Annotated in this window: 17 protein-coding genes and 1 pseudogene; 14 read left to right on the top strand and 4 right to left on the bottom strand. The window is 33.0% G+C overall.

The annotated features are described in order from the left end of the window. Positions 1-544 precede the first annotated feature (544 nt). The 6 genes from CN946_RS14580 (at position 545) to CN946_RS14555 (ending at position 7,795) form a co-directional block, all read left to right on the top strand. On the top strand, positions 545-1,087 hold the full coding sequence (locus tag CN946_RS14580) for a DUF1572 family protein (RefSeq protein ID WP_098861837.1): 543 nt from the start codon (positions 545-547) through the stop codon (positions 1,085-1,087). Positions 1,088-1,544: 457 nt separating this feature from the next. Then, positions 1,545-2,270: a YiiX/YebB-like N1pC/P60 family cysteine hydrolase gene (locus CN946_RS14575; protein ID WP_098861836.1), complete on the top strand. Its 726-nt coding sequence runs from the start codon at positions 1,545-1,547 to the stop codon at positions 2,268-2,270. Positions 2,271-2,334: 64 nt separating this feature from the next. Then, positions 2,335-3,534 (top strand): hypothetical protein, encoded by a 1,200-nt coding sequence (locus CN946_RS14570; protein WP_098861835.1) that lies wholly within the window; start codon positions 2,335-2,337, stop codon positions 3,532-3,534. A gap of 291 nt (positions 3,535-3,825) precedes the next feature. Next, positions 3,826-5,565, top strand: a complete 1,740-nt coding sequence (locus CN946_RS14565; RefSeq protein WP_098861834.1) for an ABC transporter ATP-binding protein — start codon at positions 3,826-3,828, stop codon at positions 5,563-5,565. Continuing rightward, positions 5,562-7,337 (top strand): ABC transporter ATP-binding protein, encoded by a 1,776-nt coding sequence (locus CN946_RS14560; protein WP_098861833.1) that lies wholly within the window; start codon positions 5,562-5,564, stop codon positions 7,335-7,337. Before CN946_RS14565 ends, CN946_RS14560 begins: the two co-directional genes overlap by 4 nt. Before the next feature lie 23 nt (positions 7,338-7,360). Further along, positions 7,361-7,795 carry a GNAT family N-acetyltransferase gene (locus tag CN946_RS14555; protein WP_098861832.1) on the top strand — a complete coding sequence of 145 codons (435 nt, stop codon included), beginning with the start codon at positions 7,361-7,363 and terminating at the stop codon, positions 7,793-7,795. Between the two features lie 114 nt (positions 7,796-7,909). Here CN946_RS14555 and CN946_RS14550 read toward each other — a convergent pair whose 3' ends face one another. From CN946_RS14550 to CN946_RS14540, 3 genes and pseudogenes are all read right to left on the bottom strand, one after another. Continuing rightward, complete coding sequence (locus CN946_RS14550) at positions 7,910-8,542, bottom strand: NUDIX hydrolase (RefSeq protein WP_098861831.1); 633 nt, start codon at positions 8,540-8,542, stop codon at positions 7,910-7,912. A 153-nt stretch (positions 8,543-8,695) separates the two neighbouring features. Further along, positions 8,696-9,961: pseudogene (locus CN946_RS14545) on the bottom strand (MFS transporter). Positions 9,962-10,114: 153 nt separating this feature from the next. Next, the gene (locus CN946_RS14540; RefSeq protein ID WP_098861830.1) at positions 10,115-10,594 is read right to left on the bottom strand and encodes a MarR family transcriptional regulator; all 480 of its coding nucleotides are present in this window, start codon (positions 10,592-10,594) and stop codon (positions 10,115-10,117) included. 344 nt (positions 10,595-10,938) lie between these two features. Here CN946_RS14540 and murI point away from each other — a divergent pair, with 344 nt between their 5' ends. Together murI and CN946_RS14530 are read left to right on the top strand one after the other, a co-directional pair. Continuing rightward, positions 10,939-11,712 (top strand): glutamate racemase, encoded by a 774-nt coding sequence (murI, locus tag CN946_RS14535; protein ID WP_098861829.1) that lies wholly within the window; start codon positions 10,939-10,941, stop codon positions 11,710-11,712. 124 nt (positions 11,713-11,836) lie between these two features. Next, a complete protein-coding gene (locus tag CN946_RS14530) occupies positions 11,837-12,022 on the top strand; it encodes a hypothetical protein (protein WP_098861828.1) in 186 nt (61 codons plus the stop codon). A gap of 126 nt (positions 12,023-12,148) precedes the next feature. On the opposite strand, the gene CN946_RS14525 is transcribed toward CN946_RS14530, so the two are convergent. Then, positions 12,149-13,849, bottom strand: a complete 1,701-nt coding sequence (locus CN946_RS14525; RefSeq protein ID WP_098861827.1) for an Rqc2 family fibronectin-binding protein — start codon at positions 13,847-13,849, stop codon at positions 12,149-12,151. A gap of 483 nt (positions 13,850-14,332) precedes the next feature. Between CN946_RS14525 and CN946_RS14520 the strand changes: the two genes are divergently transcribed. The 6 genes from CN946_RS14520 (at position 14,333) to priA (ending at position 22,973) form a co-directional block, all read left to right on the top strand. Beyond that, positions 14,333-17,005, top strand: a complete 2,673-nt coding sequence (locus tag CN946_RS14520) for a calcium-translocating P-type ATPase, SERCA-type (RefSeq protein ID WP_098861826.1) — start codon at positions 14,333-14,335, stop codon at positions 17,003-17,005. Positions 17,006-17,152: 147 nt separating this feature from the next. Further along, positions 17,153-18,022, top strand: coding sequence for a YicC/YloC family endoribonuclease (locus CN946_RS14515; protein ID WP_098861825.1), 870 nt, complete (start codon positions 17,153-17,155; stop codon positions 18,020-18,022). 154 nt (positions 18,023-18,176) lie between these two features. Then, positions 18,177-18,794 (top strand): guanylate kinase, encoded by a 618-nt coding sequence (gene gmk / locus CN946_RS14510; protein WP_098861824.1) that lies wholly within the window; start codon positions 18,177-18,179, stop codon positions 18,792-18,794. A gap of 3 nt (positions 18,795-18,797) precedes the next feature. Continuing rightward, positions 18,798-19,010 (top strand): DNA-directed RNA polymerase subunit omega, encoded by a 213-nt coding sequence (gene rpoZ, locus CN946_RS14505; RefSeq protein WP_098861823.1) that lies wholly within the window; start codon positions 18,798-18,800, stop codon positions 19,008-19,010. 361 nt (positions 19,011-19,371) lie between these two features. Continuing rightward, positions 19,372-20,577 carry a bifunctional phosphopantothenoylcysteine decarboxylase/phosphopantothenate--cysteine ligase CoaBC gene (gene coaBC, locus CN946_RS14500; protein WP_098861822.1) on the top strand — a complete coding sequence of 402 codons (1,206 nt, stop codon included), beginning with the start codon at positions 19,372-19,374 and terminating at the stop codon, positions 20,575-20,577. After that, complete coding sequence (priA, locus tag CN946_RS14495; protein ID WP_098861821.1) at positions 20,574-22,973, top strand: primosomal protein N'; 2,400 nt, start codon at positions 20,574-20,576, stop codon at positions 22,971-22,973. The genes coaBC and priA overlap by 4 nt, the downstream gene beginning before the upstream one ends. Positions 22,974-23,135: the final 162 nt, after the last annotated feature.

Below are 23,135 nucleotides of genomic sequence, written 5' to 3'. Positions count from 1 at the left end.
ATTTGATTTTAAAAAAGAGAGAGGGGAAATAAGTAAATCCTAAAAAAACTATGTGTTGTCACATGAAAAAAATGAGGATTAAGAGTAAAAATTGGAAATCGGATATAGAAATGAGTCATCGCAAATAAAAACTGGTAATGGCAAATAAAATGAGCCATCGCAATTAAAAATTGGAAATCGCAAATAAAAATAGGCCATCGCAATTAAAAATAGAGAACAGCAATTAAAAATCAAAAATGACAATTAAAATTAAGTAATCACAATTAAAAATAGTAAAATCGCAAATAAACCATAAATATCACATCAACTTGACTGCTCCACAATAGTAAATTCTCCTAAAAAATCTTCTAAACTTTAAACCACCTAAAATGATTAGGATTCACATTAAAAATCATACAAAATGAAAAATCTTCACCTGAAAATCTAACTAAAATACTGTTCTTTCACACCCTATACCCAAACAAATTATTTGATAAATAATTAATAAGTTTTTAAACTATTCATACAATTGATTGAAAGAAACTTTAAAATTGGAGGGTCAAGTATGTCAATCGCAAAACAATTTCTTTCGAATAGTTTAAAGGAATTCAAAGGGATAAAAAAGCTTGGTGATCGTTCTATGGATCAGCTAAATAATGAGGAGTTGCACATACAACCATCAAGTGAATCGAATAGTATTTCCATAATTGTAAAGCATTTAAGTGGTAATATGATTTCTAGATGGACAGATTTTCTCACGACGGATGGTGAAAAACCATGGCGAAATCGTGATGTTGAGTTTGAGGGGATTTACCAATCAAAGGATGAGTTATTAGCTGATTGGAATAAAGGATGGAATGTTGTTTTTAACACGCTAGAGAGTCTACAAGAAGAAGATATATTAAAAACGATTAAAATTCGTGGTGAAGATCATACTGTTTTACAAGCAATACATAGACAAATTAGTCATTACGGAAGTCATATTGGTCAAATCGTTTATATTGCTAAGTTAATAAAAAATGACGAATTTAAGAGTTTGAGTATTCCAAAAGGAAAATCTCAAGAATTCTTAGAATACAAACTAAATGAAACAAATAAAAAATCTTAAAATCTACGACTTAGGTTGTAGATTTTTTTCATATTAAGTAAGTATAAATTGGCAGCAATGAAGCAGGCTCGTCGTAGTAGGCAATTTTAGTAAAAATATTATTGCAACTACGCCTCTGACTTCGCCTAAAGGCTCTCCAATTGCCGAGTTTTCTTTATGTTTATTAAGCTGTTTGATAAAGGTGAGAAGGTAGCTAGGAATTTTTTTTCTTTAAAAATTTCTAGCTTTCTCTTTCTCTTTACCCTGTACTATTACGGATTGAAGTATGTCTATCCACATTTCAAGTACTTAAAAAGTGTCACAAAATAGACTAAAATTTAGTAAATATTAGTAAAATTTTCCTTATATAATATCCTTGTATAGAATTGTGATGAATGATTCGACAGTAAAAATAATAAACAACACTTATCACTCTCTATTTCAAATACAGAAAATATTTGTAAAAGGAGATGTTTAAATGAAAAAATTAATCGGAGTAAGTGTCTTATCTGCAAGTTTAGTCTTAACTGCAACCCCTATTAGCTATGCTAGTACAAACGATTTACCTTATGTAAAAGAAATTTTAGTATTACAACCGAATGTTTCAGAAAAAGAATTGTTAAAGGATGTAGAATCCATTTCTAAAAACACTGGTGATACGCAAGAAGCTATATTAAAACAACTTTTTAGTGAACTTAAACAAGACGAAGCTCAGGGATTGTCAGAAAAAAAATTGCAAGCTAGAGGGGGCGGTGGTGGTACTGATTCTGTTGGAAAAGGAGTAAAAGGCCAGATTTACTATACGGCATCACAAACTGCTTATTTAAATCATGGACATGTAGGAATGTATTATAGTGCTGAAAAAGTAGTCGAATCTGTTCCAAAAGTGGGAGTTCGAAAATTAGATTACTTAAAAAGACTAGTAGACAAAGGTGATGCACAAGTCAAATCCGTTAACACTACAACTGCTAAACGAAATGCAGCTGCCGATTGGGCAAACAGTCGAGTAGGTAAAGATGACTACTCTTACAATTTCGCAAATAATCGTAATACAAGTCATACTGGTGATAAAAATTGTGCAAAGTTAGTATGGTCTGCATATAAGTTAAAAGCGGACTTAGATTTAGATAAAGACAAAGGATCAGGTGTATATCCGAGGGATGTTCGTGATGCAAAAGATACAACTCTAGTCCGTAAAATATAAATTTAATAAGGCGATAAGTTGAACAGTTTGACTTATTGCCTTTTATTATAGCCTAGGAGAAAAAATGAAAAGAAAGTATAAATATATCATACTATTTCTAACTTGTTTCCTTCTTATTTACAGTTGTTATTTTGTTGTTAATAAGATTAGAGTTTCTCCATTTATTGTAAAAGAGGAGACCATTCGTAAGAGTAACTTTTTAGATGATAAACAAGCCGTCTTATATTATTCCACTACTGCGGACCAAGATATGGATGATAGAGGGATTAGTATCGCGATTTTTGTTGATGATGACGGTGTAGCTAGAGGGTATAAAATGAAAGGGTTAGAACTTGGTAGTGTTGGGTTAGGAGAATCTGGCCTTTTATTAGAGGATAAGGAAACACTACGTTTAATCGGTAATAAATATAAAGAAGTTAAAATGAAGTATCAACATACAGGGGAAATAACAGGATATTTAAGAAGTTCAAATCTTTATTTTACTATTTTTAATTCAGGTTTTGTAAAAAATGGTTATGCCTCAAATGTTTTATATGGAAATGACAAAGGATTTAAAAAAGGAAATATCCCCCATTATATTTATACATCGGGTGTAGATAAAAATGACATAATTATTTTAACAGAAGATAATGAGACTTGTCATTTACGTAAAGTTGGTTTCGACGACAACAAACTAAAAATAAAAGATTTAACTCAGCTTAAAAAGCGATCTGGTTATAACAGCTACGGTCCTAGGTCACAGATTGTTAGTGATGAAAATTATTACTACATGGTACTTGGGGAAAGTAAACAAGAGAATTTGAAGGATGAGAATGAAGTACTAGTTCGAATAAATAAGAAAACATTAAAGCAAGATAAGATCACACTTGTTTCCTATAAAAATAAAACCATCAATCAATTGAATGCAACAAGTCCTTACAGCCTTGATCATTCAATCTATATTTATGGAAATGAGCTTTTCTTCGCAAATGGATTAGGGGATGTTTACACAGTTGACATTACTAGGAATATAGTAAAAAAGAAATTTACAATTAAAAATCCACGAAAAGGTCCGTATCGCTATGGAGAGCAAACATATTTCAAAAATGATTCACTGTATGTGGTAAGGTATGATTCAAAAAAGAAAGTTAAATATTATTTTGAACAATATTCGCTAGAAACTGGCAAAAAAACAAAGGTAGTTCAAATGAAAGGTGTAGAGGAAATTTTGTCATCAATAAAAGGGAAATCAGTTCATTCATACGATTTTCAAATATTGAAATAGAAAAAGGAAATATTATTTCATAAGTCTATATTGTATATATTTTCAAATAAATAAAAAATCTTAAAATCTACGACTTAAGTTGTAGATTTTTTTTATGTCCCTAAAGACTAATAGTGTACGAATGTTCAATCAATTTAATGAAGAAATAGATTAATTGAAAGATTAAAATGTATTTGAGACCAGATAAAAGGAATAACGAAGAACGCATTACTTTAATCCTGGTAAAAATTTTAATAGTGAAAATAGTTCGAAAATATTGTAAAATGTTACAGGTTAGGGGGATGGCAATAGATGAAAATTTTAATCGAAACAGTTAATCATTTTAAACCGTATTGGAAAGTATTTCTAATTGCTTTTGTATGTTCATTAATTGCTGGCGCATTTGCGATTATTCCGCCGATTTTGACTGGTAAATTGGTCGATGAGATTGTTGGTGGTCCTGATTCAAAAATTATCTTTTATTTAATTTTAGGGATTATGCTTTCATTCTTATTTAAGGTCGGTTTTGAATCATTACAAGAATTTATTCAAGTAAAAATTGGTCTAGATGTAATTACAGATATGCAATTACGTGCATTTACAAAGCTTCAAAAAGCACCGATGACGTTTTTTTCGACAACACCACGAGGGGATATGTTATATAGGTTAACGCATGATGTAGAGTCTGTTCAAAACTTGAATAATACAGTTATACCACGTTTTATTCAACAAGTAATTGCGGCAATTGCAGCATTTATAGCGGTGATTCCTTTATATTGGCCAGCTGCAGTGGTTATGCTTATTGTATTTGCAATTTATTTAGTTCCTTCTTTTATGATTGGTAAAAAAGTAAGAAAAATGGGAGCTATAGCTCGTGATATGAGTGCTGATCTGTATAATCATACTCAAGAAAGTATTGAGTCAGTTCGTTTAGTGCGAACGTTTCAAACGCAGGATATAGAAAATAAAAAGTTAGAAGATAAGCTGTCTGTTTGGAAAAGATTTGCTATTCGTTTGGCTTTAATCGGTAAGGTTAATTGGCGTTTAGGAAATGTGTTTAATAATGGTGCACCAGGGGTCATTATGTTAATTGGTGGTTATTCGATCTGGCAGCATGAAATTACAGTTGGTACATTAATTGCTGTTCTAGGTTTTATCCCAACAATGTTTATGCCTGTCCGCTCGTTAGCTGAAAATGCCTTAACCATTCAACAAGCAATTCCAGCACTTCAAAGAATTTATGAGTATTTTGATTTGCCTGCAGAACAACCTGATGATTTACCTAAATTTGGAGAAGTGAAAGGTGATATAGAAGTTAAAAATATTCGATTTACTTATCCGAATTCAACTGAAGAAGTTCTAAAAGATGTTTCATTCTCAATTAGAGCAGGCCAACATATTGGGATTGTTGGTTCAAGCGGTGGAGGAAAAAGTACTTTAATTCAGTTATTACTCGGATTATACCAGCCTTCTTCAGGATCGATTTCAGTTGATCGTAAAGATTTATCTTCTCATGATTATCAATCATTACGCCAAAATATTGGTGTCGTTTCTCAAGAAACATTTCTTTTAAATAGTACATTAAAGCAAAATTTACTATATGCCAAACCTAATGCAACTGATGAAGAACTTGGGCTTGCTGTTGAAGCGGCGGATTTATCTGATTTAGTTGAGTCACTACAGGAAGGTTTTGAGACGATTGTTGGTGAAAGAGGGCTAAAATTATCTGGTGGTCAAAGACAACGAGTAGCTCTTGCAAGAGCAATATTACGTCATCCTCCAGTATTAATTTTCGATGAGGCTACATCATCATTAGATGGAGAAACAGAGGAAAAGGTACAATCTTCACTTGAAAAGTTAATCCCAGGTCGTACAACAATTACAATTGCACATCGACTTGTTACAGTAAAGGGTGCGGATTGTATTTTATTATTAGATAAAGGACGTATTGCTGAACAAGGTACACATGAAGAATTATTATCATTAAAAGGTCAGTATTATCAATTATATATGGCACAATACAGTGAACTAGAAAAGGAGAGTGCTGTATGATGCAGAAAAATACAAAAAAAATAGGCGATGGGAAAAGAGTCATAAACTTTCTCAAGCCCCATAAAAAATGGGTATTTGCAGATTCATTTGTTATTGCTTTAAGTCAAATTTGTGCAGCATTAATACCAACTCTAGGAACGGGTTGGTTAATTGATCATATACTTCCAAATCATGACAATGCATTACTATGGGGATTAATGTGGTTGCTTGTTATTGCTGCAATTCTTGATTTAATTTTAATGGTCATTGATGAGTATTTTTGTCATCATATTGCTAAATCTGTTACAAACTGGCAAAAACTACGCTTATTTAAGCACTTGCAAATTTTACCTTATTCATATTTTCATCAGTCTAAATCTGGTGAATTATTAGCACGAGTTTCTGATGACCCAGATACACTGCATAACTTTTTAGCATGGGAAGGCTCTACTTTTATGGCTTCTGTTCAAGGAGTATTTATATATAGTATTGTCTTACTTTGGATTAATCCTTATTTAATGATTACAAGTGTTGTTTTAGGTGTTTTATTTTACTGGACATCTAATAAAGTCGGAGCTCGTACCAGAATTGCTTCGGCTAAAGCTAGAACTGAAGCGTCACGTTATTTAGAAAGATTACGAGAATCAGTAACAGGGATCCAACTTTCGAGAATTCTTGGTGCAACGGATTATGAAATTCAAAGTGTTGCCGATATCCGTAAATCATTTATTAAGGAATCAATTATCGAATTAAAAGCAAGAATGCAATCAATAGTCGTAATTGGTAGCTATAATGGTTTTGCTTTAGCTGCTGTCTATTTTATAAGTGTTTTACTAATTTCAAATGATCAAATCACAACGGGACAAATGTATACGGCAGGGGGACTTGTGACCATTGCCGCTAATGAGATTCAAAGAATGCTAAGAAACTGGCTCTCAGTACGTAGAACTGGTCCAGCATTAGATCGTTCTGAAAAATTGTTAGCTGAAGAAGTTTCAGAATTTGAAGTACAAGAGGGTGAAAAATTAAATTCTGTTAATGGGTTAATTGAATTTAAAGATGTTAAATTTGCTTATCCAACGAAGGAAGAATTTGTGTTAAATGGATTGTCATTTCATGTGAAACCAGGGGAAGCAGTGGCCGTTGTAGGACCAAGTGGTGCTGGAAAATCAACAATTGTAGATTTATTATTAGGTTTCTATCCGTTAAATAAGGGAACAATTGAAGTAGATGGTTTACCAATTGAAAAAGCGAATGCAAAGTGGATCAGAGATGCAATCTCGTTTGTTTCGCAAGATGTACAGCTAAGAAATGGTAGTTTAGCTGATAATATTCGTATAGGAAATGAATTGGTGACAGATGATGAAATGATTAAGGCTCTAAAAGATAGTGGATTATCAGACTATCTAAATTCATTACCAGATGGTCTAGAATCATCAATTGGTGAACGAGGGGCATTATTATCTGGTGGTCAAAAACAAAGATTATCATTAGCAAGAGCTTTAGTTAAAAACTCTCCTATACTTATTTTAGATGAAGCAAGTTCGGCTTTAGATCCGATTACAGAGTTACAAATTAATGAAGCGATTCAAAAGCGAAAATCAAAACAATCTGTCATCGTAATTTCACATCGATTATCTACCGTATTAACAGCGGACAGAATCGTTGTACTAGAAAATGGGAAAGTAGTTGAAGAAGGTACGCATCATTCCTTATTAGAAAAAGATGGCGTTTATTCAAGATTATTTAAAAGAGAAGCTGAAACTGGTGAAAATGTAATTAGTGTATCGTAAAAAGATTAAAAAGGAGTGTTAGAATGACTAATATTTCAGTAAAACTTTACGAAACAAAAGAAGAGTTAAGAAAAGGCTTTGAAGTATTAAAACAACTTCGTACACACTTAAATGAAGAATCATTCTTTAATTTGTACGAAGAAATGCAAAAACAAGGGTATCAATTATTTGGCTTAGAAGATCAAGGAGTGACGGTTGCAGTCGCTGGAGTTAGTATTTTAACAAATTTCTATAATAGTAGACATGTATTTGTTTACGATTTAGTGACGGATGAAAGTAAACGATCAAATGGATACGGCAAGAAATTACTAGATTTTATTTCTGATTTTGGAAAAAGAAATGGCTGTCAATTAGTAACACTACAATCCGGTGTCCAAAGAATTAATGCGCATCGTTTTTATGAACATAAAATGGAGTATAAAAAACTATCTTATTCTTTTAGTAAAGATATTGAATGAACTTAAAAACCCTAATAATTTAGGGTTTTTTGATGCTGTTGAAAAACAACCTTGCAATTAAATTATCAAATTTTCAATAATTAAGAGCACCATACAAATTTAGGGCTCTTAAAATTAGAATTCATTAAGTATGTGATTTTTTATTAATTTAACAACATCTAAAAGATAATTACTTTCGTGAGATACAAACTGATTTTTATCTACTGATTTTTGAATTGGAATTTTTTCATCTGTTTCAGTAATTTGAAAACCATCAACTTCTACTGTATCTCTTAATCCATTTGCGAATTGATAAAATTGATTAAAATCAGCTTTCACTATGCCTGAAACTTCTTCTTTTTGTAGGTTGAAATCAGTAAATGGTTTATCGCTTTTTAGTAAAAAAACATGACTCAATTCTTGATCATTAATCGTTTCTAAAATGATCGAATTTTTAATGATGCCAAGAGGGATTACATCTTCCATTTTTACTTCTATTCCAAGTTCTTCTTTTACTTCTCTTAATCCATCTTGAACTGTTTCAGTAGATAATATATGACCAGCAGCAGTAATATCAATTAAATTCGGATAATCCTTTTTTAGATGACTACGGATTTGAAAATAGATTGAAGCTTGGTCTTCTACTATACTAAGTAACCAGCAATGAAATGTTTCGTGCCATAATCCCTTTTTATGTACTTCACTTCGAGTGGCTTCTCCTATATGATTACCAGATTCATCAAAAATGTTAAGTAATTCTTCTTTCATTTAACTAACCACCTTGTTTTTGATCTATGAAACATGTACTTCATTATAAAATAAATTTTGTCGGATTGAAGTATATTTTTGATTGATCAAGATATTTTACAATTCCACATCATTAGAAATAGAATAAGGCGGTACCCCTAAGACCGCCGTTTACTAAAGATGATGTTTAGAAGTATTCACTCTGTATCTATTTAAAAGTCTGCCCTTATTCAATACTGATGTTGCTAGTGCTATAAAGGTCATACCCATAATAGCGGGTGCGGCATGACCAAGTGATACGTAGATTTGACCTCCTATAATCGGCCCAATTATTCTTGCTAAAGCCTGAATAGATTGGCTACCTCCTTGAATTCTGCCTTGTTCACTAGGATCAACAGTCTTGGAGACCATCCCATTAAATGAAGGTCCGAAGATTGAATCGCCAAATCCAAATATAAACATACCAACAATAAGTAGAGGGCAGTATGTGAACAAAGCGGACGCAGCAATAAGACTGTAGCCTATAATTTCTGAAACCATACCAAGAATTGCTATTTGTGAATCACTAAATTTAATTAACAGCTTTGGCATGATGAAACCTTATGAAATGATATCCTGGACACCCATAATTGAGAACATTAGCCCAATAAGCACAGGCTCCCATTTGAACGTATCGATTGTAAATTGGGAAAAAACTGCCTGTAATGATCCATTGGGTATCCAAAGTAGGAACGCTGAGATGAGTAGCCATTTTAGGTTTTTTATGGAAAGTATGTTGACAAGCTGGGTGAATGGATTCAGCCTTACAAAAGGAATCTTTTTCAGTCTGTTATTCAGATCAAGGCTCTCTGGCATATATAAGAATCCAAAAACAAAATTTAGTAAAGTTATGATTGCTCCAAAATACATGGGTACTGAATAGCCAAACTTGGCAAGTAATCCACCTAGAGTAGGTCCAATGGCGGCGCCTACACCTGCAACGGCACTTACCCACCCGAAGTATTTGGTTCGTTGGTCACTAGGAGTGATGTCTGCAAAATATGCGAAGATTGTGCTTATGCTCCCACCAGTTATCCCTTCTATTATACGCCCAGCAAAAAGGACCCACACGGCTCCTCCTATGCCAAAAACTAAGTAGCCGATAGCGGAACCTAAAAGGGATACTAAAAGGATTGGACGGCGGCCATAACTGTCACTTAATGCTCCAAGTCCGGGAGCTGCAAAAAAAACGCATATTGCATAAACAGAAGTCAACAACGTAACAATTATGGCTTGATCTCCTGGATTGCTTATAAAAGGCTGTACTAAGTATGGTACGACTGGTGTGATGATACTGAAGCCTATTCCGCAAAGAAAGACGGACATAAGACCGAAGAGTAAAGCCTTTTTATCTATGGTTTGTTCCAGTTTCTGTTCCTTTTGTGATCTAAATTTGAACAATAAAATTCTCCTCTCAAAAACGATATTTTTGATTCCTAGGAAACATATTTATCGTACGAGGATTTTGTTTCCTTGTCAACAATGATTTCTAAATAAAAAAGCAGCCGCTCCTTTAGTAGAGTTGGGCTGCAAGTGAATTTTTACTATTCAAATTTATTCGACTTTTCGATCGATATCGATACCTTGTTTCTTTATTTCTGCATCTAAATGATTACAATAATTGTTCACGAAGTTAAGCATACTGTCGAATTGTTCTTCGGTTATTTGATCAAATACAGTTTGATCTCGCTCACGAAACTCTTTATGTAGTTCTTCATGGATACTGTCAATTACTTTTCCTTGCTCAGTAAGCCTAAAATAGATTTCTTTCTTATTATCCGGTTTCTGGTAACTTTCAATCAGTCCTTTATTGATTAGCTTCTTCGTTATTTTAGTAATGGCACCTCTTGTCATATATAAGGAATCAGCGAGTTTGGTCACATTGGAATCTACATTTTTTCCAATGTATTCGATACAATGTACTTCGGAAGATTGATACCCCTTAAGAGCTTCTTCCATCTTAAACTTATTAAGCCAAACCATTTTGTTAAATACGTCCCTGAAACCCATTAAAAGCTGTTCTTCTTTGTTCATGGTCAATCCTCCCACCGTTGGTTCATTAACAATATTATATAAAATATTGTTTCTAATTCAACAATATTAAAATCATTATTTTAGGAATAGGTGACAAGAGGACTACAGACAATAAAGTGAATTAAATTGTTCTATAAGTTGGAAAACACGAAATGAGAACCTTTTCATTTTTAAAAATAATCAACCGTAGAGTTAACTATTTTCTGAAAAGTTTACATTCATCCATAATTAGGTTAATTTAGTATTATATATTTGTAAAAGTTTGTCTTTAGTTGAGTAATGTTATGATTTGTAGACACTTTCACAAATGACTTCATTAAATTTAAATTATTAGGTGAATTGAAATGAGAATAGCTTTTTTTGACTCAGGAATTGGTGGGTTAACTGTCTTAAATGAGGCACTGAAAAAATTACCAAATGAAGATTTTTTATATTTTGCTGATACTCTCCACGTTCCTTATGGTACAAAGACGAAGGAAGAAGTAAGTGCATTTGTAAAAAAGTCTGTTGAAATGATTATTAAAGAAGATGTAAAAGCACTTGTAATTGCATGTAATACGGCGACTAGTATTGCAGTAAATGAATTGAGAGAAATGTATGATTTTCCGATTATCGGTATGGAACCGGCTGTAAAACCAGCTGTTGAAATGAACCGAACAACTGGTAAGAGAGTATTAGTTTTTGCGACTCCACTTACGTTAATGCAAACAAAGTATAATGAGCTTATTTCTAGAGTGGACGATCTAAGTATTGTCGATTCATTACCTTTACCAGAGCTTGTTCATTATTGTGAGGAATTAAATTTTGATGAAAATTTTATGATTGATTATTTTAAAAGTAAACTTTCATTATTTAATATTGAGCAATATGGAACAATTGTTTTAGGTTGTACACATTATCCATTTTATAAAAACATCTTACAAAAGATTTTACCTGAAGATGTTCAAATTGTTGATGGAAGTAATGGTACTGTAAAAAGATTAATCCAGCTTCTTGGAGAAAATGGCCAATTATATGAAACTGGTCAAACAAATGTCAAATTTATGTGTTCGAATAATGATATAGAATATATTGAGAAGACAAAGCAGGCGTTAACCTACTTACAAAATGAGAGATAAGAGATAAGCTAAATTTTAGCTTATCTTTTTTTTATGTTTAAAATAGGACTATAGCTGTTTATTCTCGAATAGGTGTTAAAGGCAATCTTTTTGAAAACTAATTAATAAGGAAGGTTGTGTTTAATTGGTAAAAATAAGGGATGTTTTAAAGTATTTCGGCATCATTACGATGCTATTTTTTGCTACTTATTTAATTATTAAATATATAAGAGAAGATGAGATTTACTCGAATTTAATTATTGGATTTTGCGTAGGACTTGTACTATTTTTAGGATCATTACTAAGTAGTAATAATGAAAAAGTAAAATAGTTTTAGCTTAGTAGGTTATAAAAGTAGAGAAAATGGTGCTATATTAAGCTTAATAGAACTATACTTGATTTGCCATATACTAAGGTAGATAAGTAAAAATGGTGCCCTTTATTGGCACCATTTTTTTTATTTCTTCAATTTTAAAACGAGTTCTTCATCAGGTGTTACATAAACTGTATTGTTTTGTTCGTATATGACAAAACCTGGTTTGGAACCATTGGGTTTTTTAACATAGCGAATTTCCGTGTAATCAACTGGGACCGAGCTTGATTGACGTGCTTTACTAAAATATGCAGCGATAATAGCTGCTTCTTTAATCGCAGTTTCACTAGGATCCTTAGCACGAATGACAACATGGGAGCCCGGGATATCTTTTGTATGAAACCAAAGTTCGTCTCTACTTGCAAGTTTATTTGTTAAATAATCATTTTGTTTATTATTTTTACCGACTAATAATTGTTCACCAGTAGTAGAGATATATTCATCTAATGTAACTTTTTGTTTGTTAGACTTTTGGGCTTTTTTCGATTTTTTCTTTCTTATATAACCAGTCTCCACTAGTTCTTCTCTAATTTCTTCTAAATCTCGTGGTGAAGCAGACTCGATTTGCTGAATAACTGTCTCTAAATAATCATTTTCTTCTTTTGTTAATTTAATTTGTTCTTCAATATGTGCGACAGAATTTTTAAGCTTAGTATATTTGGTGAAATAAGCTTGTGCATTTTCAGAAGGTGTTTTTAATGGCGATAAAGGAATGACCATTGTGGCACCATTTTCGTCATAGTAATTAATTACTTCAATTTCTTTCATACCTTTTTGTAGTGCAAACATATTTGCAGTAAGCAATTCGCCTTGTAACTGAATTTTATCTGCTTTATCAGTATCTTCAAGACTTTTGTGTAACTTTTTAATTTTTTTCTTATTTTTTGTCAGTTCATTTTGTAACAGTTTTTCTAAATCTCCGCTTTGTTGTTTTACACGGTCACGTTCGGCTTTACCAAAGTAATAAACATCTAACAGCTCACTTAAGCTGTCGAAAACAGTTTGTTCGGCTTGTAAGTGAGTTAAATTTATGAAATAAAACATTTCTCTCGATTCTAAGCGGAAAAGTGAAGGAGTAAACTTTTTTAGTTGTATTTCATTCATGATTGTTTTAAATGAATTATACACATCTTCTTTTCCATTATAGACAATTTCATTTGCGAGTAATGGAGAGATTCCGGAGAAATGTTGAACAATTGCTTCGGATGGTGATTGATCACTTTGAATAATAAATTGATTAAACTCCTCTTTGGAAGTGATCTGAAATGGATCATGTTTTTCTTGATTAGGAGGAGAAATATAAGTAGCACCGGGTTGTACTATTCGATGGCGATTAACAGCCATGGGTACATGCTTTATACTATCTAATATTACTTGTTTTTCTTCATCAATTAAAAGGACATTACTATGTCTACCCATTAGTTCAATGATCAATGTTCGGTATTGTTCATCACCAATTTCATTTCTACTACGGACTTTAATGTTAACGATTCGCTCATGTTCTAATTGTGTAATGCTTTCAATGAACCCACCATTTAAATGTTTTCTTAAGAGCATTGTAAACATTGATGGTTCTGATGGGGTATCGTAGTTTTGATTTGTAAAATGGAATCTTGCGTAACTAGGGTGAGCGCTTATTATTAGTTTGTAATTGGCACCATTTGCCCTCACAGTAAGGAGTACTTCATAGTTACTTGGTTGTACAATTTTTGATATTCTTCCGGTTGTTAGTTTAGAAGCTACTTCATTTGTCATAGCTCCTGTAAAAAGTCCGTCAAAAGACATATGTATCACGTCCTACTCTTAAAAACACTATTTTTTTAAAAATTTAACTTTTAATCATGATCTATAAAATGATGAGGTTATGTGACTTAATAATCTCAAAAAAGTACGTTGATTTCTACTCTAGAATGGACGAGATATATGGAAACGAAAAAATTTTAAATTACAAACTTTAAAAGACCATACAAACGTATTTTTAAGGTTTTTCCTCTAAATAACGATCCTAAAGTTTCAATTAACTTATTCATTATATTTCTCAATTCAACATAATTCTTAAACTGGCTCATATCCATTAAATAAACAATCAAGAAATTTCTCATGGAATTCAATCATACAATATCTTGATTGGTCTTGTCACAATTCTAGTTGGTTAAAAGCTAGATTTATTTTCATCATTATATCATTTATTTGGACGAGTCTGAATATGCTTTTATGAGAGGTAAGGGGGACAACTTACCTAATGTTTAATTAGGGGTGAACGCGGGTATGAATTTTTATCGGATGAGAGCGGAAGAAGTCGTGCAAGTAACGAATACAAATGTTTCCTCCGGTTTAACTGATGAGGAGGTAAAGAAAAGGCGAGCAACTTTTGGGGCAAATGAATTAAAGGAATCAGAGAAAACTTCCAAACTCGTTTTATTTTTAAATCAGTTTAATGATTTTATGGTATTTGTTCTTTTAGGCGCAACGATTATATCAATCTTTTTAAAGGAAGTAGTAGATGCAGTTGCGATTATGGCAATTGTATTAATTAACGGGATTTTAGGATATTTTCAAGAAGCTAAGGCAGAGAGATCATTAGAAGCTTTGAAAGAATTGGCTGCTCCACAAGTAAATGTTTTGCGTGATGGGCAGTTTGTTAAGCTACCTTCAAGAGATTTAGTGGTCGGGGATATTATTAAGTTTTCAAGTGGCGATCGGATTGGTGCTGATATTCGCATAATCGAAGCATCAAGTTTATACATAGAAGAATCAGCGCTAACAGGTGAATCTGTACCGGTTCAAAAAAGATTTGAATCAATTCAGTCAGATGATATTGGTATTGGTGATCAAGATAATATGGGCTTTATGGGAACACTCGTTACGCGTGGTAATGGTAAAGGTGTTGTAGTTTCGACAGGAATGAAAACAGCGATGGGGCAAATTGCGAATTTACTTCAAAATACAGAAACCATTGTTACACCTTTACAAAGACGATTAGAACAATTAGGTAAAATATTGATTATTTTAGCATTATTTTTAACAGCTTTAGTTGTATTTATCGGTGTTTATCAAGGGAATGAATTATATCATATGTTTTTAGCGGGTGTGTCACTTGCAGTTGCTGCGATTCCGGAAGGTTTGCCAGCAATTGTAACGGTTGCTTTATCACTTGGTGTGCAACGGATGATTAAAAAGAAAGCAATCGTTCGAAAGCTTCAAGCGGTTGAAACATTAGGGTGTGCTTCAGTCATTTGTTCAGATAAAACAGGGACTATGACAGAAAATAAAATGACTGTTACAAATATTTGGTCGGGCGGATCTAGTTTTGAAGTATCTGGAAACGGATATGCAATCGATGGAGAATTTACGAATAAAGAGAGAACGATTAATCCGACTTTAAATAAACAATTATTTCAAACTCTTGTATTCGGATCTATTTGTAGTGATGCAGAATTAATTCAAAAGAAAAGAGAAATCGTACTAGATGGTGATCCTACTGAAGGTGCAATTGTTGTTGCAGGTTATAAAGCTGGGATTGATCGTGAATATGTAAATTCGAATTTTACTAGAATACATGAGCTTCCTTTTGATAGTACACGGAAAATGATGTCGGTCGTTGTAAAAAATCGATCAGGTGAACAATTTGTAATTACAAAGGGTGCACCAGACGTTTTACTTTCAAAATGTAATACAATTTTATGGCATGAAAGAGAAGAACAATTAAATACGTTTAGACAAAATTCAGTTGAAAGTACAATCGAAACATATGCAAATAATGCACTTCGTACGATTGCGATTGCTTTCAAACCATTAAATCCAAATTCGATCATTGATGAAAGGGAACTCGAAAGCAATTTAACTTTTATTGGTTTACAAGGGATGATTGACCCACCAAGAGCAGAAGTTGCACAAGCTGTTCAAGAATGTAAAGAAGCTGGTATAAGAACGGTTATGATTACTGGGGATCATAAATTAACAGCTTCTAGTATTGCTAGAAAACTAGGAATCTTAAGGGATAACGGTAGGGTTGTAGAAGGAAAAGAATTAGATGCACTTTCTATAGAGCAGATCCAGGAATTTGTTGAAGATGCTGCTGTATTTGCCCGAGTTTCACCTGAGCATAAATTGAAAATTGTAAAAGCACTTCAAGCGAATGGACATATTGTAGCAATGACTGGTGATGGCGTAAATGATGCACCAGCCATTAAAGCAGCGGATATTGGAATTTCAATGGGGATTACTGGTACAGATGTAGCAAAAGAAGCTTCAGCATTAGTTTTACTTGATGATAATTTTGCGACAATCAAATCTGCAATTAAAGAAGGTCGCAATATTTATAGTAATATTCGTAAATTTATTCGTTATTTATTAGCTTCAAATGTAGGTGAAATTTTAGTTATGTTGTTTGCAATGCTATTAGCTTTACCGCTACCTCTTGTTCCAGTACAAATTCTATGGGTAAATCTAGTGACTGATGGTTTACCTGCAATGGCATTAGGTGTTGATTCAGCTGAAGATGATGTAATGAATAGAAGTCCTCGTTCATTATCAGAAGGGATTTTTGCAAGAGGTTTAGGATGGAAAATTATTTCAAGAGGGTTTTTAATTGGATTTGTCACACTTTTAGCATTCATTATTTCCTATAATCAACATCCGAATCAACTAGAATACGCACAAACGGTAGCATTCTCTACTTTAGTATTAGCTCAATTAATTCATGTGTTTGATTGTAGGAGTGAACGTTCTATTTTCCATCGAAATGTATTTGGAAATTTATATTTAATTGGTGCTGTGATCGTTTCAATGCTATTAATGCTAGTTGTTATATACTACCCACCATTACAACCAATATTCAAAACGATTCCGATCGTGCCTAGAGATTGGTTCTTAATTGGAGGTCTTTCATCAATTCCAACTTTTATGCTTGCAGGTGCATTATTTACTAAGAAAAAATAATTTACGAACAAAATGGATAACCAACCTAAAATATGTTATAATTCCTAAAGGTAGTAGAGGTATGCTCTATTACCTTTTCTCTTTTACATATTGAATGAAATTTGGGTAATAAATTAGAGAGAAAATTAGTGTATTGGAAGTGAAACAATGGTCGTAAGTATGACAGGGTATGGTAAAGCCATTTTGTCAAATGAACAGTACAAAATACATATTGAAATGAAAGCAGTGAATCATCGATACTTAGAGACAATCGTTCGAATGCCAAGGCAATTATTAGCATATGAAGATGCAATTAAGAAAATTGTAGCTGAGTATACTAGTCGAGGTCGAGTTGAGGTTTTTGTTACAATTGAGGGCTTATTACAACGTACATTACAAATAGATGAAGGTTTAATTCAACAATATAAAAAAGCGATTGAAAATCTTTCGGGTGAAGAGCAAAATAAATCTTTTTATAATCCAATCGATTTATTAAAGCTACCTGAAGTTACTACAGTAAGTGAAGTAGAACAAATCAATCATAATTTTGAAGAATTATTATTAACGACTACTGAAAATGCATGTCAGCAATTTTTTGATGTTAAGTGCAAAGAAGGTGGACAACTTAAAAAAGATTTAATAGAAAGATTAACAGCAATTGAAGAATGTAAAAAACAGATTATTGTTCATTCTCCTCTTGTTATGAAATCATATCGTGAAAAACTTCAATCTAAATTAGCGGAAGTTGAATTAACAGCGGTTGATGAGCAAAGATTATTAACAGAAATTATGCTCTTTGCAGATCGATGTGACATATCTGAAGAATTAGTTCGACTAACTAGTCATTTAGAATTGTTTAATGAAACTTTACAAATAAAAGAATCAATTGGGCGAAAATTAGATTTCATCGTACAAGAAATGAATCGAGAAGTGAATACGATTGGTTCTAAGGCAAACTCATTAGATATTTCTAAACAAGTTGTTGAAATTAAAAATAATCTTGAAAAAATTAGAGAGCAAGTTCAAAATATTGAATAATGTAAAAGATTTGTTTATAGTTGCAAAGGTCCGGTAACAATGTGAAGTAGAAGACTAATTAATTTTTTATTAATTGACTCTGACACACAGGAAGTAACAGTAGATTGACCTTTAATAAATTAAACTGTCTAGAATTAGAAGGGTAGGGTCATAAATGAGGCATGAAAGAGGCTTATTAATCGTACTTTCTGGTCCATCAGGAGTAGGTAAGGGTACGGTGCGTAAAGCTATTTTTGATAATAAGGACTTAGATCTGCAATATAGTATTTCGATGACGACAAGAAATCCTCGTGAAGGTGAAGTACATGGAGTAGATTATTTCTTTACATCAAAAGAAGATTTCAAACAGAAAATAAATGAAGATAAGTTTCTTGAGTGGGCAGAGTTTGTAGGTAATTACTATGGAACGCCAATTGATTATGTTGAAAAAACATTAAGTGAAGGAAAAGACATTTTCCTAGAAATTGAAGTTCAAGGTGCCCTGCAAGTAAAAAAAGCTTTTCCTGAAGGAATTTTTATTTTCTTAGCCCCTCCGAGTATGAGAGAATTACAAAATAGAATTGTAACAAGAGGTACAGAAACTGAAGATGTGATTATGAATCGTATGAATGCAGCAAAAGAAGAAATTGAAATGATGGATGCTTACGATTATGTAGTTGAAAATGATCAAGTTGAATTAGCTTGTGACCGTATTAAAGCAATTATTTTAAGTGAACATTTAAAACGTGAACGAGTTGCAAATTATTATAAAAGAATGATGGAGGCTGAATAAACTATGTTATATCCTTCGATTGACCGTTTATTAACAAAATTAGACTCAAAATATACGCTGGTAACAGTTGCTTCAAAGCGTGCTCGCGAAATGCAAGTAACTAAAGATACTCGTGTTGAAAAACCAGTGTCTGATAAATTTGTTGGAAAAGCATTAGAAGAAATTAATGCTGGATTATTATCTTATAGAAAACTTGAAGAATTTAAAGAAGATTAATATTTAACTGTGTGATGAGGCTGTCCCAAAACATTTGCTAATTTTCCATATGACTAAAAAGGACAACGTGGTGTTTAACACCTCTCCTAAAAGTTTCGTGGTGATTAGAAATGGGGGCAGTCTTATTTTTGTGATAAAATGGCCGAGTAGTTTAATCGACGAAAAGTCCTGACTTTAGAAAATAGGATAAGTACAACTAAGCTTATGACTTTGACGATCAGCTCATTGGCGAGCTTTTTTTTAGAAGAGCCTATTACAGTTATTTCAATCATATTTGTGGTATCTTAGACATAGAACGTCCAAAAGACCTATTTTTTGACATAATACATAGAAAGAATAAAATTTGAAAGGGTGAAGGTGAGTGGAACAAAAAAAGATTCTCCTATGTGTTACAGGTGGAATTGCAGTCTATAAAGCAGCAGCACTTACAAGTAAACTAGTACAAGCAGGATATGACGTTAAAGTTATGATGAGCTTATCCGCTACAAAATTTGTGACACCTTTAACGTTTCAAGCTTTATCAAGAAATGATGTTTATATAGATACTTTTGATGAAAAAGATAGTTCAAAAATTGCTCATATCGATTTAGGTGATTGGCCTGATTTAATCATTGTTGCTCCAGCAACTGCTAATACAATTGGAAAATTAGCAAATGGCCTTGGAGATGAAATGATTCAGGCAACATTACTGGCTGCAACAAAACCAGTTTGGATCGCACCAGCTATGAATGTTAATATGTATAACCATCCAATTGTTCAAAAGAATATGAACACATTGAAAGAGATTGGTCATCGATTTATTGAGCCAAATGAAGGATATTTAGCATGTGGCTATGTTGGAAAAGGTAGATTAGCAGAGCCGGAAGAAATCGTTCAATTCGTGAATGAACATTTTCAAAGAGAAGAAGGTTTATTAAAAGGTAAAAAAATTATTATTTCTGCTGGCCCAACCGTTGAAAAAATTGATCCAGTTCGCTTTGTTTCAAATCATTCAACGGGTAAGATGGGTTATAGTATCGCAGAAGTTGCAGTTTCTTTAGGAGCAGAGGTAATTCTCGTTTCTGGACCAACTAATTTAACACCACCTAAAGGGTGTCAATTTATCCAAACCGAGTCTGCTGAGGAAATGTTTGAAGCGATTTGGTCTTATTATAATGAAGCGGATGTTGTAATAAAAACAGCAGCAGTTGCTGATTACACACCTTCAATTACTTATGATCAGAAAGTGAAAAAAGCTGATGGTGATCTTTCAATTGCTTTTAAACGTACGAAAGATATACTTCTAACTTTAGGTCAACATAAAACACATCAAATTTTAGTAGGGTTTGCTGCAGAAACTGATCAAGTAGATGAGTATGCAAAAAGTAAACTTTTAAAGAAAAATGCAGATATGATCGTTGCTAATGATGTAACAAGAGCAGGGGCTGGTTTTGGATCTGATACGAATATTGTAACCATTTTTAAGCGTAATGGTGAAGTTAAGCCACTTCCTATAATGAGTAAAAAAGAAGTAGCAGAAGAAATACTACTTGAAGTTCATCACTTATTAAATGAGGTAGAAAGATGACATACGCATCAGTTTTAGTTGATGTATCAGTCAGGCAAACAGACCGTCCTTTTGATTATAAAGTACCAACTAGATGGCAGGATGCAATACAACCTGGAATGCGAGTAATTGTTCCATTTGGACCAAGGAAAATTCAAGGATTCGTATTGTCTATAAAAGATACGACTAATTTAGAGAAGGTTAAAGAAATTGAAGAAGTTCTTGATGTCATGCCAGTTTTAACAGAAGAACTTCTTCTTTTAGGTTCTTATCTATCTCAAAAAACACTTTGTTTTTTCATTTCTGCCTATCAAGCAATGCTTCCGACTGCTATTAAAGCTGTATATAAAAAACATGTTCAAGTAACATCTGAAGAAGCTCTAGATCAATTAGTTCCTGAATTAGCAAATCTATTCTCGATCGTAAAAAGAAGAGAATGGACTGAAATAGAAAGTCTTGTTAGTAAAATTTCATTAGTTCAACGAGCAATTAAAGAAGGTTTGCTTGAAATTGAATATGAAGTAAAAAATAAAGCAAATAAAAAGACAGAACGTGTAGTTTCTCTATTAAAGGTATTAGACGAAGAATTACCTATAATCAAATCTCCACAGCAAAAAGACATTATTGAATACTTACGTATGAATGGTCAAACAAGTGTGAAGGAGTTAAAAGAATGTCTTGGTATCACTGATTCACCTATAAAGACATTGGAGAAAAACGAGGTAATTTCAATTAAAACAGTTGAAGTTTATCGTGATCCTTATGAAGGTAGGGAAATTGAACGATCTAAGCCTTTACCACTAATAGAAGAACAACAGATTGCATTTGAGCAGATCGTTTCATCATTTCATGAAAGAAAGAATAAGATCCATCTTTTACATGGCGTAACAGGTAGTGGAAAGACAGAAGTTTATTTGCAAGCCATTCAAGAGGTCCTGTCTGTTGGGAAAGAAGCAATCGTATTAGTACCAGAAATTTCACTTACCCCACAGATTGTAGGTCGTTTTAAAAGTAGATTCGGAAATGATGTTGCAGTTCTACATAGTGGTCTATCTATTGGTGAGAAATATGATGAATGGAGAAAGATTCAGAGAAAAGAAGTTAAAGTAGTAGTGGGTGCCCGTTCAGCAATATTTGCACCATTTGAAAACATTGGAATGATCATCATTGATGAAGAACATGAGACCACTTATAAACAAGATGAACATCCAAGATATCATGCAAGAGATATTGCAATTTGGAGAGGAGAATATCATCATTGTCCAATCGTTTTAGGAAGTGCGACTCCTACACTAGAATCATTTGCTAGAGCTAGTAAAGGTGTTTATGAGCTAAATACGATGTCAAAAAGGGTTAATCAAGGCCCATTACCCGAAGTGGAAATAGTCGATATGAGAGAGCAGTTAAGAATCGGTAATCGTACGATGTTTTCTACAGCTTTACATGAAAAAATAATAGATCGATTAGAGAAGAAGGAACAAATCATCTTATTTTTAAACCGTCGAGGCTATTCTTCATTTGTAATGTGTAGGGATTGTGGTTACACAATTCAGTGCCCCCATTGCGAGGTTTCCTTAACTTATCATAAACATAACCATCATCTAAAATGTCATTATTGCGGATATGAAACCTATATGCCAAAACAATGCCCATCTTGCCAAAGTGAACATATTCGATTTTTTGGAACTGGAACGCAAAAGGTAGAGGAAGCTATTACAAAAACCTACCCAGAAGCACGAGTCATTAGAATGGATAATGATACGACTAGTCGTAAAGGTGCCCACGAAAAAATGCTTAAGCAATTTGGTAACGGTGAAGCTGATATATTATTAGGCACTCAGATGATTGCAAAAGGACTTGATTTTCCAAATGTTACATTGGTTGGTGTATTAGCAGCAGATAGCTCACTTCATTTACCTGATTTTAGAGCAAGTGAGCGAACATTTAGCTTATTGACACAAGTAAGTGGAAGAGCTGGTCGTCATGAAAAACCAGGTGAAGTAGTTATACAAACATATTCACCAGAGCATTATAGTATTGAATTAGCTAAAACACAGGACTATGTTGCGTTTTATGAAGAAGAAATGAAAATAAGACGCTCATTTCGATATCCACCTTTTTATTATTTAGTTTTAATATCAATAGCACATAATGATTTGATAAAAACAGTAAAAGTAAGTGAACAAATTGCAGGCTATTTAAGAGAGTACTTATCAGAAGGATCAATTGTACTCGGCCCAGTAGCATCACCAATCGCAAAAATAAAAGACCATTTTCGTTATCAATGTGTGATAAAATACAAATCTGAACCTGCACTCTATGACGTACTAAATCGAATCCAACAATACTACCAAGACGAAACGGACAAAGGCAAACTACAATTAACAATCGACTTTCAACCTACTATGTTTATGTGAAGAAAAGTGGAAGGCGTTTGCTCAGCCCCGACAAGCATAAGACAAAGACCGAGAAAGGTTGGTTTTTAACCTTTATTGGGCTTTGGCTTATGACCTCGAGGGGCTAACGCCTGGAACTAGACAGTACGAAAAGCGGAAGGCGTTTGCTTATCTCCGAAACCT

It is taken from the genome of Bacillus sp. AFS053548 (assembly GCF_002575105.1).
GTDB lineage: Bacteria > Bacillota > Bacilli > Bacillales > Bacillaceae_G > Gottfriedia.
This window is presented reverse-complemented; position numbering and strand designations above follow the sequence as displayed.